Consider the following 13,494-nt stretch of genomic DNA (forward strand, 5'->3'; position numbering starts at 1 on the left):
GAGATATGTATAATTTTGTTCGTTCGGGGGATTTGAAATGACAGTAAAACTCCGCCAGTTATTCATATCAGGGTTACTTTGCATTTTTGCTTTTCTTATTATTCATTTTGTGGGGGTCATTCACTCTAATATCTTGCTTGGCGTTGGTCTGGAGCAGAATGAACGAGGGCAATATTATATTGCTGAGGCAGACGTTTTTAGCGAAGGGTATAAACAGAATTTAAGGGAAGGGGATATCTTATTACGGGTTAATGGGAAACCGATTGACAAAGTGGACGAAGCTGTTAGATATGGAAGCTTAACTCAGGTTCAATCCGTTGACCTTCTTCGTAACTCCAAGGGGGGTGCTCCACTTGCTTTGCATTATGATATTGAGAATAAATCCTCCATATATCATACGTTTACCCAGCTTGTAGTCCCTGGAGCGACATTTGTTTTTTTGGCAGTGTTAAGCCTTCTATTATACCGCAGGAGAAGCGGGGAGCGCTCAGCAGAGCTGCTGATTTCATTCTTTTTATTAGTCGGAATAACTTACTTTGCGGGATATGCTTCAAGTAGATCTGATCTTATAGGTAGAATCGCGATGGGTTGCGTGTTGCCTTTAATTCCACTGGTTTTTATTCACTTTCTCCAAGTATATCTGAAACGATTTGGTGTGTTAGTTTTATCTACTACTGTAATCAAAATATACTACGGCCTGGTTATTTTATTAAGCCTATTTTCCACCTCCAGTCTAATGGTTTACTCATGGGATAGATCCTTGTATTCCTTTATAAGGTTAATTATTATTGGGTTCTTTGTTTTTGGGATTTTTTACAGCATATTTAAGCTGCTACATTTATACATTACTTATCGAAGCACAGCGCTTAAATCGATGTTTAAAATTATGCTTACCGGACAAATCCTTGCGTTTACACCTTTTGTTCTCTTCTCAGCTGCACCCATTGCTGTTGGGGTCAACTTGATTCCTTACGAAATTACTACGATCTTTTTGTTTTTGATGCCAGTTACTTATTTTTATCTGCTGACGGCTAGGCAACTATTTGATATTGATTTCGCTTTTAATCGGTTTAAATATTATTTATTAATTGCTTTTTTTCCGGCGCTAATGATTGTAGCCGTACTTGCGATCATTCAGAGCAGGCAAGAGTATGATTGGATCAAATGGATTCAGATGTTTTTGGTTGTATATTTATCTATTACAATTTTTTTATTCTTTAAGGAGAAAATAGATTATTATTTCCGGCCTAAACTGTTCCGTGAGCTTTATCATTATCAAGGTAGTCTGGAGCGATTCTCGAAGCAAATCTCCAAGGTGATGAAGCGGTCTGATTTGGAGGCTGCAATTTACAAGGAAATCAATGAGATTTTACCGGTTAGTCGGTCTGCTTTTTTTGAGAGAGATGAGGATATGAGTAACCTCGAACAAATAGTCGACAATTCGGGCCAAGAGATCAACATAGAATTTGTATCGAAATCTCCAGTTTTTAAGGTAGGAGAAGTAGTTCAACTCAAACAGGGGATCTTACTCGTAATCGGACGTCACCAAAAAAAATTTCATCTCCTCTGGATTGATCATAAGAAGAACCATACAAAGCTTAATTCGGATGAGCTTAACTGGTTAAATACCCTCGCAAATTATGCGAGTATTGTCTATGAGAATTTATATCTTATTGAAGGCTTGATTGAAGACCTTGAAGCAGAGATGAAAAAAGAGCTGCATGCAGCACCATGGGTTCTACGCCTGATCTTTAACTTATCAGAGAAAGAACGCAGAAAGCTGGCGGCGGATTTACATGATTCTGCTCTTCAGGATCAGCTCATTTGGCTTCGCAGGCTGGAAACACTGATCTCCGATCATGATATTGACGCGGATATTTTGCCAGAGCTGCTTCAGATTAAAGAGGGACTTCTGGATGTGATATATCAGATTAGGGAGACCTGCAATGAACTGCGTCCGCCGCTGCTAAGAGAGACCGGAATTGTGAAGGCACTGGAACTATTGTTTGAGTATGCCCAGCTGCAGTCTAACTACATGATCACCTTTACATCCAGTCCGATTGGTGAGCTAAGTGATGATCTGGTGATTGCGTTGTATCGAATAGTACAGGAGCTCCTGCGGAATGCCGGGAAACATGCCAAGGCGAATCAGATTGAAATTGAGCTGGACCAGCAAGAGCATCTCTATTTCCGATATAAGGATGATGGGATTGGCATGAATATAGTTGATATCAGGGAATCTTTTCAGCATATGGGCCTGTCCGGCATCAAAGAACGTGTTGCGAGCTTAGAGGGGCAATGCACTTTTAACTCGGAGAAAGGGAAGGGACTGGAGGTTATTATTTATTTACCGACAATGGCTTTTGTAGAAGAAAAGCACAGAGGAGGCGATGACGATGATACGTATCTTGTTGGTTGATGATCATCCTTCAGTCGGAGAAGGAACCAAAACTATGATTGAGCAGGACGCGGATATGGAGGTTACTTTTGTTTTGTCAGCGATGGAAGCTTTGGATAGGCTGGAGCAACAAGAATTTGATGTGATCTTATGCGATCTCAACATGCCTACGATCAGCGGACTTGAATTCGCCAAAAGAGCCGTTCAACGTGATCCTGAATCTAAAGTGGTGATTTATACCGGATATGAGATCAGTGCTCATTATAATCTTTTGATGGAGTCAGGGGTCACAGGATTTATCTCTAAGACAGCTTCCCGAGAACAGTTGTTAAATACCATTCGTTGTGCACTGAGGAATGAGGCGGTCATTCCGGTGTCTTTACTTAAACAGCTACGAAGAAATGATATCAAGATTTCTAATCACCGGGATAATCGGCTGCTTGAAGAAGTGTCCATTAATCAAAGAGAACAGGAAATACTCCAAGAAGTAGCTAGTGGAAAAAGCAATAAAGACATAGCCAGCAAGCTTTTAATGTCACAAAGGACTGTGGAGTATAACCTGACGAGAATCTTTGAGAAGCTTAGTGTACATTCCAGATCCGAGGCTATTGTTGAGGGTAAACGACTAGGTCTTGTTAGGATGGAGACTTTCTAAGTTGAACAATCATAAGAGTGATGGAGACAGCGAGGGTTCCCAGTAGAAGAAATATGTCTCCTTCAAATTGGCCACCTAAGATCATCATTGCAATAAATTGAATAACGGCGACGATCAATCCGATCTGAAAAAATCGGTATTTTCCTTGCTTGATCGCAACATACATCTGAATGATCCCTACATTTAATAGAACATAAATAACAACGGCAATCGCTATCCACAGCCATTTAGCTTCCTCTGTTCCAGCAAATGTGGACCACATCGCTAGTGGAAGGGCATAACAATTAATCCCTATTAGAGCAATGGCCCATACAACCCAATACATAGTTTTGTTAGTTTTATTCATGGTGTTAAGCACCTCACTTTGACATCTTGATCGTCATTACCTGTAATTCATAATTCTGAACCATTCTGGTATTTAGAAGTATTATTCTGAAAAAATCAAGGAGGAACATCCATATGATTGACATGAACCAACTATTTTTGATTACAGATATCCCAGGTTACTCGCCGCAAATCAGCCGACTTTTATCCATGATGAACTATGCAAGATATACAACATTAGAAGCCGTTAAGGGTCTAACTGTGGAACAACTGGATTATTTATTGGATGCTCAGAGTAACTCTATTGGAGCGTTATTATTGCACTACGCTGCTGTAGAATATGCATATCAAGTGGCAACGTTTGAGCAAAGAGATTTGTCTGAAGAAGAGCTAACAAGATGGGGACCAGCATTAAATTTAGGCGACGAAGGACGAGCCAATATTAAGGGGAATGACCTAAGCTATTATTTAGATCGCCTAAATGAAGTTAGACAAAAGACTTATGAATTATTCGCAACCGTCGATGATAATTGGTTATATACTGAAGAGGAATTCTGGCATAACAAACCTGCGAACTACTATTTTATGTGGTTTCACGTTTTTGAGGATGAAATCAATCATAGAGGCCAGATTAGGCTGATCCGAAAAAGAGCACTAGCTTAAGAAAGGAAGCGCGCGAATGGAGTACATAGAGAAAACTATAAAGCCTTTATTTAAGAAATATCCGCTGCTCTCGAAATTTGTATTAACAGTGGTGATTATAGACATCGTTTATTACGCCGGAAAACAAGTTGGAGGATTAGCTTATTACCTCATGCACTAATTTCTTTTGAAAATAAGCCGAATAGAAAAGGCGAGTTCCACTCATTTTGAGTGTGAATTCGCCTTTTTATATTGCTTAACCTAAATATCTGCTGTAGCTCTGACTCTTCCATGTGGCTATCCAGTTCATTATCAGTTCACACAAATTTGTTAGGATATGAAACATCAAAAGAGATATAGAGTATGACCAGGAGAGGAAGAGAAACAAATGAAAATATTAGAAGTTAAACATGTAAAGAAATCATATACTTTGTACGGTAAAGAAAAGGTGCCAGTACTCCATGATGTGAATCTAAGCTTTGAGACAGGTGAATTCGTCTCTATTCTAGGTGAGTCTGGCTGCGGAAAGTCCACACTGATGAACATCATTGGGGGAATGGACTCCGATTATGAGGGCGAGGTCCTTGTCCGCGGAAAGAATTTAAGCACGATGACCGAAAAGGAAATGGATGATTATCGCAAGAACAATATTGGCTTCGTTTTTCAAAATTTCAATCTGATCCCGCATCTGTCAGTTTTGGAGAATGTTACAGTGGCGATGCAGATGACGGATACCAGTGAGAAGGACCGCAATAAACGTGCTATAGATATTTTGACTGAGGTAGGCTTGAAAGAGCACCTGAAAAAACGTCCCAATCAGCTGTCCGGTGGACAGAAGCAAAGAGTGTCCATTGCCCGCGCGCTAGCGAATAATCCTGATATTATTTTGGCAGATGAACCTACAGGGGCCTTGGACAAGGATACCGGCGATCAAATTTTAGCCTTATTGGACAGCATAGCCAAAAGAGGGATATTGGTCATTACCGTGACCCACTCACAGAAAGTAGCCGACTCTGGTACCCGTATCGTAAAGGTTGAAGAAGGACGGATTAAAGATGATATTCAGTTAAAGGACCGCTCCTTGATTAGTTACGATGGAGGAGAGGGGTCATCCCGGAATCTCAGTTTATTTGCATCTTTTAAAATGGCTCTGCAGAATATGAAGCTCAACGCCAAACGTAATGTATTGGTAGCTTTGGGTGGGTCTATTGGTATTTTAAGCGTACTGTTGATGCTTTCCTTAGGGAATGGAATTACGAACTATATGAATGACGAAATTAATTCAAGTATGGATCCTTTACTCGTGGATATAACTAAACCCAGTGAAGAAGCTAAAGGCATGCAAGGTCCAGAGGCAATGATGTTGCCGGGCGAAACGTTTACGGCTGCCGATATTGAAACCATTCGAAATATTCCAAATGTTGATTATGTAGAAACCATCACTTCCATTTCGGGCAAATCTACTATGGTTTATGCAGATCAGACGGTTAGTCTTACACAATTAACTACCTTAACGGATGCTTTTGATAAAGAGACGATTACCGCAGGGGCTTTTCCAGAGGACAAAGAGATATTATTACCCGTGAAAACGGCAAGTAAATTAAGCGGAAACGACAGTCCAGAGTCTTTGGTAGGGAAGTCGATTCATCTATATATTAATGAAATGGATGCTAAGCATAAACCGGTCACATTGGAACAAGAAGTCACTATCTCTGGTATTTATGAAAGCACTGATCCAAGAGCGCAAATGCAACCCACGGGTTATCTTCCAGCGCAGACTTTGGAGCAAATGTATGCTGACAAGGGGATTACAATAGGTCCAATTCAAGTTAATGCTTTTGCAACCGATATGAAATATGTGAATGATATTAATGCAGCCGCTGTTGATGCTGGGTTCTCAGGTTCTCAATCGGCAAAAATCATGGAGCGAATCACAACTTATGTGAATATGGCTACTATAGTTCTCTCTGGTATTGCCGGGATTTCACTTCTCGTATCAGGGATCATGATATTGGTTGTGCTATATATCAGTGTAGTGGAACGGACTAAGGAAATCGGGATTCTTCGGGCAATTGGCGCAAGGAAAAAAGATATTAAGCGTATATTCTTTTCTGAATCAGCTTTATTAGGTGTATTCAGCGGTATCTTTGCAGTACTCTTTGCCATTGTCATTAGTTATGTGTTAAATATTTTCTTGGACAATGCTTTTGGAGTGAAACTTATTAATCTATCCGGTTATTATGTGTTATTTGGGATCGTTGTGAGTACCCTGATTAGTATTATCGCCGGTTTGATGCCATCCTCTAAGGCTGCCAAACTGGATCCAATGGAATCTCTACGATATGAATAAATAGGTTAGCGGAGAGGATAATTGAGAGATGAACACGATTCTAGTGGCGGATGATGATTCTCATATCCGTAGATTAATACGATTATATCTTGAAAAAAACCAATTTTCCGTAGTGGAAGCAGCAGACGGTCAAGAGGCATTAGACATTCTAGCGCATACAAAGATCGATTTGGCGATTGTAGATGTAATGATGCCGAATGTAGATGGTATTGAATTGACCGAAGATATCCGATCTTATATCGATATTCCAATTCTGATGGTTACAGCTAGAGGAGAATCTAAGGACAAAGTCAGAGGATTTAATGCCGGATCAGATGATTATTTAGTCAAACCGTTTGATCCCATAGAATTGGTCCTGCGGGTAAAATCACTATTAAAAAGATATCATTTAACCTCCTCGAGTGTGATTCAATTAGGCGCAGTAATGATTGATCTGGGGAATTTGACCGTTGTTGCGGCTCAGAGAACGGTGGAGTTGAAGAAAAAGGAATGTGAGTTGTTATTTGCTCTGGCGGGTTCGCCAGGGCAAATATTCACGCGTTCTCAGCTCATAGAAAATATTTGGGGTGTCGATTATGAAGGCGACGAGCGTACGGTAGATGTGCATATCAAACGTCTGAGAGAAAGACTTGAATCGATTCCCGAGCTAATTATTTCTACGGTAAGAGGACTTGGATACCGTCTGGAGTTGGCCTAAATGTTGAAAAAAAGTCTGCGTCTGCGTATTGTCATTACGTTCATTGGGATTGTGATCGTCAGCTTAATGATCTCTTTTTTGCTAAATGTACGGTTTTCCGAAAATAATGTGCCCCCAAACCATATCTTCATTAGAGTAGCTGGAGACGTAGCAAAAGTGCTTAACCTAATCGATGATCCGGAAAAAGCACAGGCATTTACTAAACTACTCAATAAATATGGTGTCGATATTGCGAAAGTGAGAGTGAATGAGTGGAGTGATGCTGATTTTACAGTGGATAAGGAGAAGGTTTCCGCTCTATTTAAGCCAGATTCCTCAGACGCGGTGATGCTTAGTGATAAGTCTGGTGTTGCTATTGTTGGCATTCCCATCGTAGATAAAGATAAAGCTGCGCTAATCATTAAAATTGATTTTTCGTCGAGCTTGATCACATTCAGACGTAACGTATTTTTTACACTTCTAACGGTTTTAGTCATTGGAAGTTTACTGATTCTCTTGATGTCCGGTTTCATTGTGAAGCCTATCAAACGTCTGACGGAAGCTGCTAAGAAAATGGCATCAGGCGATTTATCTGTACGATTGACGCATAAAAATCAAGATGAGTTCGGGGAACTGATGGAAAGCTTTAATCATATGGCTAGTGAGCTGCAAAAGATAGATTCAGTTCGTGATGATTTTGTCAGCAATGTCTCTCATGAAATGCAGTCTCCACTTACGTCGATTAGAGGGTTTACTAGAGCGCTGCAAGATGGTGTCGTTCCAGTAGAAGAGCAAAAAGAGCATCTGGATATTATTTATCAGGAAACGCTGCGCTTATCCCGCCTAAGTGACAATCTGCTTAGATTAGCCTCGCTCGATTCAGAACATCATCCGGTTAATCTCACCACTTTTCAGCTGGATGAACAGTTAAGAAGAGCGATCGTTCTGGCGGAGCCACAATGGGCACAGAAAAACATTCAGATAGAATTAGATTTATTGCCCTGCGAAATTACGGTGGATAAAGATTTATTTGATCAAGTCTGGCAAAACCTAATCAATAATGCTATAAAATATACAAGCCAAGAGGGTATCATTCATGTCGAAATCGAGCGTTCTATAGCGTTTGTGAAGGTTTCTATTAAAGATTCTGGTCAAGGCATACCAGAGGAAGCATTGCCCCGCATTTTTGATCGTTTTTATATGGTGGATAAAGCGCGGAGCAGCGTTCATAAAGGGAATGGACTTGGATTATCCATTGTATTAAAAATTCTAAAAATGCATGATTGTAAAATAGAAGTGGAGAGCAGGGTTGGGGTAGGAACACAGTTTATCGTCTCGATCCCTATCTCTCAACCCTATGAATAGTTAATGAGCTGAAGCTTAAGGCAAACTTTGAGGGGGATGATGATGCTAGAGCGAAGTCCTATCTATTTACGCGAATTGAAGTTTACGGACTGGAATGATGTCCATGCGTATTGTTCACAGGAGCGGGTGTGTCGTTTTCAAGCTTGGGGTCCAAATACTGCTGATCAAACTCATTCATTTGTAAACCAAGCACTAGAAGACTCTCAAAAAGTTCCCAGAACTCGGTTCGCGCAAGCCATAGTTGCAGTAGGAACTGAACATTTGATCGGCATGATTGAATTAAACATTAGAAGCCATACGGACAGAAGCGGCGAGATCGGCTATATTGTCCATCCTGATGCCTGGGGACAGGGAGTCGCTACAGCAGCGGCCAAACGGATGTTAAAGTTCGGTTTTGAAGAACTGCAACTACATCGAATATACGCGACCTGTGACCCTAGGAATAGTGGATCATCCAAGGTGCTCACCAAGATAGGTATGACCTATGAAGGAAGATTAAGGGATGCTTTACTTATTAAAGATGGGTGGCGGGATTCATTGATGTTCAGTATGTTGGAGCATGAGTGGACGGTAGCCCGCTAAAAATTAACTCTTGCTTCCCACTGGTAAGTTCACTAGAATATAAGTATTAGCTTATATACTTTCGAAAGGAGGAGAGAAGGAATGCAGACACTAACGGAAATTGCTGAAGACTTGAAGCTATTCGGAGATAAGACCCGATTGGCAATGCTTTCTCTTCTGAAAGAGCGGGAATGGTGCGTGTGTGAATTCGTTGATATCTTTGACATTTCCCAGCCGGCGATTAGCCAGCATTTACGGAAATTGAAAAGTAGAGGAATCGTTAGGGAAAGCAAGCGGGGACAGTGGGTACATTATTCGTTAAATGTCGAGGATAAACCACATCTTAAGGCTGTTCTTCAACAGATGCCTAGTACCAAATCGATATTGGCTGAACTGAATAAAGAGGCTAAAGAGCCATGCTGCGACTAAATTTCAGGTAAGGATTTTTTTGATTTATATATAACCATATAGTTATATAATGATGTTGGATTGAAGTCACATGCTTATATAGGAGTGTTGAAAAAGATGTGGATTGGCAGTAAAAGGGGGATGGCACTTTGGCTATTGTAGCTATCCTTATATTTTTAGTAACTTTAATCCTTGTAATCTGGCAGCCCCGTAATTTATCGATTGGATGGTCAGCCTGCGGTGGCGCGATTATAGCTTTGCTAGCTGGGGTAGTCAGCTTTAATGATGTTCTGGATGTAACGCAGATCGTGTGGAATGCTACTTTAGCGTTTGTGGCTATTATTCTGATTTCTTTAATTCTGGATCGAATCGGATTTTTTGAATGGGCTGCTTTACATATGGCGCGGGCTGCCCGCGGGAATGGCAGACGAATGTTTGTGTATGTCATCGTTCTTGGTGCGTTAGTGTCTGCATTTTTTGCGAATGATGGAGCGGCTCTGATTCTTACGCCTATTGTGCTTGCGATGGTAAGGGCGCTGCATTTTGATGAGAAAAAAGTATTTCCGTTTATTATCGCCAGCGGTTTTATTGCCGATACCACCTCATTGCCGCTCGTGGTCAGCAATCTGGTCAATATCGTATCAGCGGATTTTTTCGGGATTACGTTTATGGAGTATGCAGGCAAGATGATCATACCTACGCTGTTCTCACTTGTGGCGAGCATCGTGGTGCTCTATTTCTTTTTTCGCAAAAGTATTCCCAAGCACTTTAACGATTCACAGCTAAAAGATCCGCATGAGGCGATTAAAGACAAAAAAATGTTCCGGCTGTCATGGATTGTATTGGCTGTTCTTTTGGTAGGATATTTTGTCAGCGAATTTTTGGGTATTCCGGTATCTGTGGTTGCGGGGATCATAGCTATTTTGTTCCTTCTTCTCGCGAGAAGAAGCCCTTACGTCAAGGTGAAAGAAGTGATTACCGGAGCGCCTTGGGCGATTGTGTTCTTTTCTATCGGAATGTATGTCGTAGTATATGGACTTCGAAATGTTGGGCTGACGGATTTACTTGCTAAGATGATTGGGTCTATTGCTGATCAGGGCTTATTTGCCGCAACGATGGGTATGGGCTTCATAGCTGCATTGATCTCATCGCTGATGAATAATCTGCCTACCGTTCTGATTGACGCGCTTGCCATTGATGCGACGCATACCACTGGAATCATTAGAGAGGCTTTAATATATGCGAATGTTATAGGTTCGGACTTAGGACCGAAGATCACTCCAATTGGCTCACTCGCCACACTGCTGTGGCTACATGTACTTTCGGCTAAAGGCGTGAAGATTTCTTGGGGAACGTATTTTAAGACAGGTATTATTTTAACCATTCCAACGTTATTTATTACGCTTTTAGGTCTTTATATGTGGTTGTTGATTAACTAATTTGGACAGGGGAAGATCAAGATGAACAAGAGAACGATTTATTTTTTATGTACAGGGAATTCCTGCAGAAGTCAGATGGCTGAAGGCTGGGCTAAGCAATATCTAGGAAAAGAATGGAGCGTGTACAGTGCAGGTATTGAAGCTCACGGTCTAAATCCAAAAGCTGTACAAGCGATGAGCGAAGTAGGCATAGATATTTCCGGCCAGACTTCGGATATTATTGATGCTAATCTGCTGAATAATGCCGATCTGGTCATTACCTTATGCGGAGATGCTGCGGATAAATGTCCAATGACCCCTCCGAAGGTCAAACGGGAACACTGGGGCTTCGATGATCCGGCAAAAGCGCAAGGGAGTGATGAAGAGAAGTGGGCAGTGTTCCAGCATGTGCGTGACCAGATTGGTGAAAGAATCAAACAATTTGCGGAGACGGGTGAATAAGCAAAAGGGAGGAAGTAACCTATTCTTTTAACTTAGGGTATTTCACCACTGGCCATTTCACTTTCCGTAAGGCATTGATCACTTCGGGCCCAACGTTCAAATTACTTTGAACTAATTCATGGGGAGTGAGAGCCATCCATTGGTTCAGAGAGACGTCGGCAAAACGGTCACTTTTGAACATTTCGAGGAACCACAACGATTCTTCTCCTGTATTCTGAATATAATGTCCAAATGCAAAAGGAACATACCCAACATCGCCAGCCCTGTAATTAAAGGTACGTGCTGCACCGTTTCCGGCAAACACAGTCATCCGTCCTTTTCCGGTAAGATAATATTGCCACTCATCGTTGTTGGGGTGCCAGTGGAGCTCTCTCATTCCTCCAGGTTCAATCTCTACCAGTGCAGCAGCCACGGTCTTGGAGACCGGAAAGTTGCTGGAGTCAACGATTCTGACGCTCCCGCCAGGAGTCTTTAATGGAGGCTGTGCCAACAGCGAATGTTTGAAGCTCTGTGGAATTTCTCCATATGGCGATTGCACCTTTTGGCTTTGTAATGAGCCGGGAACTTGATCCTGATAAATATAGACTTGTTCAGTGGGGATGGAGTCAAAGGCCTCGGCAGGTATTCCAAAGTTAGCTGAAAGTACCTCTTTAGGCGTATGGGCGAACCAATCGGAAATAGACAAGGTATTCAGATCAGAGAAGCTTCCGTCGTCGAAGACAAGGAGAAATTCACAGCCTTCTTCAAGACCTTGTATAGAGTGAGGAATACCCGGCGGAAAATACCATAGATCACCAGGTCCTACATCTGCTATAAAGTTCCGTCCATTCTGATCCACAGCAGTAATCCGAGCGCGGCCTAACAGCATATAAGACCATTCCGCTTGCTGATGCCAGTGAAGCTCTCGTACTCCACCGGGGGTCAGGCTCATATTCACACCTGCCAGTGTAGTTGCGATAGGGAGTTCTCTGACGGTTACTTCTCTGGACCAGCCACCATGATTAAGCTGCATATGCGCATCGGAGAAAGAAAATTTCAAATTGGGAACCAGGCCCGCATCAGTCACCGGAGGAACGAACATATCCGGATTCTCAAGATCCCGCATAACATCGCGGGGTCCTTTATCTAATCCCCCTGTGCCATCGCTTCGGATGGGCTGGGGGATGTTTGTTTTGTTTGCCGAATCCTGTCCAGCAGAAGTCATAAGATGTTCTCCTTTCTTGTTCCTAAAGCGTTCAATGAAAATATATGCGGAATGCTGTCTTTTATGATGGATAGCAGAAGTGGTACAAGTTGACATGTGTAGGGTCATCATTGATTATTACTAATAGAGGCTAAGGTTCTAGATGAACTGGAGAGGGGTTTGTGATGATTCACATCAAGGAGTCCTTACAACGATTAGGGAAAATAAAAGCTTACGTAATAGGTCTATTAGTGATTATGTTCGCCGCGGGATCTGCGGTTACACCTACATCGGTGTCGGCAGCTGTCCAGTTAGGGACACAGGTAATGCCACTGTCATACGGGGGATATTACGTGCTTTTTCCAGGTAAACTCGCCCCTTATTTCAAAGCAGGTAAATTAATGGTGCCGATTCGAGCCTTCTCCAATGCGATTGGCGCAGATTTGCTTTATGACGCTCTGAGCAAGAGTATTACTGTTTCACTGCTGGACCGATCGGTAGGAAATATTAAAGCAGGGCAGCTAGAGGCAGATTTTAATGGGGAGACCGTAGATTCATTAGGCGTTGCTCCAGAGATAAAGGATGGCACTCTGTTTGTTCCGGCGTCCCCCATTTTAGAAGGGCTTAAGTCTTTTCGCTGGGAAGTGCAATTTAATAATGTGAATAAATTAACCCTTGGCATTGGAGCCAGAAAAGGGGAGGAATGGGTGAAGCCTGAGGCAGATCGTGCGCTTGCTCCTTATCCACTCGAAACGACAGCACATCCGTATCCGTTATATCCTACTATGCTAACGCAGGCTCAATCCGGGAAAGAATATAGATTAACCTTAGGCGTGCAAAATACCTCCGGATTCATCATCCCCAAAGGAAACGCGGAATTAGAGCTGGTGAGTGTGGACAGTAAAGGGAATTCTTTTTATCAAACGTTGAAAGGACCTGATTCCTCAACCTCCAAGGCGGCATTATTATCATTTTCCGTTACCATTCCAACAGAGGCTGAATACGTCATTTTCAGGTCACGCACATTGAGAGCGCAATAAGGCAATTGCTAT

General features: G+C 42.0%; 13 protein-coding genes. 11 read left to right on the plus strand and 2 right to left on the minus strand.

The features are described from left to right. The first annotated feature begins 37 nt into the window (after positions 1–37). Both MKY63_RS13945 and MKY63_RS13950 read left to right on the plus strand, forming a co-directional pair. On the plus strand, positions 38–2,419 hold the full coding sequence (locus MKY63_RS13945; RefSeq protein WP_076099967.1) for an ATP-binding protein: 2,382 nt from the start codon (positions 38–40) through the stop codon (positions 2,417–2,419). Then, complete coding sequence (locus tag MKY63_RS13950) at positions 2,397–3,053, plus strand: response regulator transcription factor (protein ID WP_038573390.1); 657 nt, start codon at positions 2,397–2,399, stop codon at positions 3,051–3,053. The genes MKY63_RS13945 and MKY63_RS13950 overlap by 23 nt, the downstream gene beginning before the upstream one ends. Here MKY63_RS13950 and MKY63_RS13955 read toward each other — a convergent pair. Next, entirely contained in the window at positions 3,034–3,399 is a 366-nt protein-coding gene (locus tag MKY63_RS13955; protein ID WP_076099965.1) for a hypothetical protein, read from the minus strand. The two genes, MKY63_RS13950 and MKY63_RS13955, sit on opposite strands and share 20 nt — an antisense overlap. 122 nt (positions 3,400–3,521) lie before the next feature. Here MKY63_RS13955 and MKY63_RS13960 point away from each other — a divergent pair, with 122 nt between their 5' ends. The 8 genes from MKY63_RS13960 to arsC all read left to right on the plus strand — a co-directional run bounded on the left by MKY63_RS13960 (position 3,522) and on the right by arsC (position 11,259). After that, positions 3,522–4,040: a DinB family protein gene (locus tag MKY63_RS13960; RefSeq protein WP_038574881.1), complete on the plus strand. Its 519-nt coding sequence runs from the start codon at positions 3,522–3,524 to the stop codon at positions 4,038–4,040. A 367-nt stretch (positions 4,041–4,407) separates the two neighbouring features. After that, entirely contained in the window at positions 4,408–6,369 is a 1,962-nt protein-coding gene (locus tag MKY63_RS13965; RefSeq protein ID WP_076273495.1) for an ABC transporter ATP-binding protein/permease, read from the plus strand. A 28-nt stretch (positions 6,370–6,397) separates the two neighbouring features. Further along, entirely contained in the window at positions 6,398–7,066 is a 669-nt protein-coding gene (locus MKY63_RS13970; protein WP_038573388.1) for a response regulator transcription factor, read from the plus strand. Then, positions 7,067–8,410 (plus strand): HAMP domain-containing sensor histidine kinase, encoded by a 1,344-nt coding sequence (locus MKY63_RS13975; RefSeq protein ID WP_081382531.1) that lies wholly within the window; start codon positions 7,067–7,069, stop codon positions 8,408–8,410. Positions 8,411–8,446: 36 nt separating this feature from the next. Next, positions 8,447–8,992: a GNAT family protein gene (locus MKY63_RS13980; RefSeq protein ID WP_305953525.1), complete on the plus strand. Its 546-nt coding sequence runs from the start codon at positions 8,447–8,449 to the stop codon at positions 8,990–8,992. Positions 8,993–9,073: 81 nt separating this feature from the next. Then, entirely contained in the window at positions 9,074–9,400 is a 327-nt protein-coding gene (locus MKY63_RS13985; protein WP_036680319.1) for a metalloregulator ArsR/SmtB family transcription factor, read from the plus strand. Positions 9,401–9,528: 128 nt separating this feature from the next. Then, entirely contained in the window at positions 9,529–10,818 is a 1,290-nt protein-coding gene (locus MKY63_RS13990; protein ID WP_076277127.1) for an arsenic transporter, read from the plus strand. A gap of 21 nt (positions 10,819–10,839) precedes the next feature. Beyond that, a complete protein-coding gene (arsC, locus tag MKY63_RS13995; RefSeq protein ID WP_076304789.1) occupies positions 10,840–11,259 on the plus strand; it encodes an arsenate reductase (thioredoxin) in 420 nt (139 codons plus the stop codon). Between the two features lie 19 nt (positions 11,260–11,278). On the opposite strand, the gene MKY63_RS14000 is transcribed toward arsC, so the two are convergent. Further along, positions 11,279–12,463 carry an oxalate decarboxylase family bicupin gene (locus MKY63_RS14000; protein ID WP_076128773.1) on the minus strand — a complete coding sequence of 395 codons (1,185 nt, stop codon included), beginning with the start codon at positions 12,461–12,463 and terminating at the stop codon, positions 11,279–11,281. A gap of 164 nt (positions 12,464–12,627) precedes the next feature. Here MKY63_RS14000 and MKY63_RS14005 point away from each other — a divergent pair, with 164 nt between their 5' ends. Next, positions 12,628–13,482, plus strand: a complete 855-nt coding sequence (locus tag MKY63_RS14005) for a copper amine oxidase N-terminal domain-containing protein (protein ID WP_076128771.1) — start codon at positions 12,628–12,630, stop codon at positions 13,480–13,482. Positions 13,483–13,494 lie beyond the last annotated feature (12 nt).

Source organism: Paenibacillus sp. FSL R7-0189 (assembly GCF_037969925.1).
Taxonomy (GTDB): domain Bacteria; phylum Bacillota; class Bacilli; order Paenibacillales; family Paenibacillaceae; genus Paenibacillus_AQ; species Paenibacillus_AQ odorifer.

What these genes read in the sequence shown, in the direction of transcription:
- MKY63_RS13945 (WP_076099967.1), top strand. Translation starts at nt 38, where the DNA reads ATGACAGTAAAACTCCGCCAGTTATTCATATCAGGGTTACTTTGCATT.
- MKY63_RS13950 (WP_038573390.1), top strand. Translation starts at nt 2,397, where the DNA reads ATGATACGTATCTTGTTGGTTGATGATCATCCTTCAGTCGGAGAAGGA.
- MKY63_RS13955 (WP_076099965.1), bottom strand. Translation starts at nt 3,399, where the DNA reads ATGAATAAAACTAACAAAACTATGTATTGGGTTGTATGGGCCATTGCT.
- MKY63_RS13960 (WP_038574881.1), top strand. Translation starts at nt 3,522, where the DNA reads ATGAACCAACTATTTTTGATTACAGATATCCCAGGTTACTCGCCGCAA.
- MKY63_RS13965 (WP_076273495.1), top strand. Translation starts at nt 4,408, where the DNA reads ATGAAAATATTAGAAGTTAAACATGTAAAGAAATCATATACTTTGTAC.
- MKY63_RS13970 (WP_038573388.1), top strand. Translation starts at nt 6,398, where the DNA reads ATGAACACGATTCTAGTGGCGGATGATGATTCTCATATCCGTAGATTA.
- MKY63_RS13975 (WP_081382531.1), top strand. Translation starts at nt 7,067, where the DNA reads ATGTTGAAAAAAAGTCTGCGTCTGCGTATTGTCATTACGTTCATTGGG.
- MKY63_RS13980 (WP_305953525.1), top strand. Translation starts at nt 8,447, where the DNA reads ATGATGATGCTAGAGCGAAGTCCTATCTATTTACGCGAATTGAAGTTT.
- MKY63_RS13985 (WP_036680319.1), top strand. Translation starts at nt 9,074, where the DNA reads ATGCAGACACTAACGGAAATTGCTGAAGACTTGAAGCTATTCGGAGAT.
- arsC (WP_076304789.1), top strand. Translation starts at nt 10,840, where the DNA reads ATGAACAAGAGAACGATTTATTTTTTATGTACAGGGAATTCCTGCAGA.
- MKY63_RS14000 (WP_076128773.1), bottom strand. Translation starts at nt 12,463, where the DNA reads ATGACTTCTGCTGGACAGGATTCGGCAAACAAAACAAACATCCCCCAG.
- MKY63_RS14005 (WP_076128771.1), top strand. Translation starts at nt 12,628, where the DNA reads ATGATTCACATCAAGGAGTCCTTACAACGATTAGGGAAAATAAAAGCT.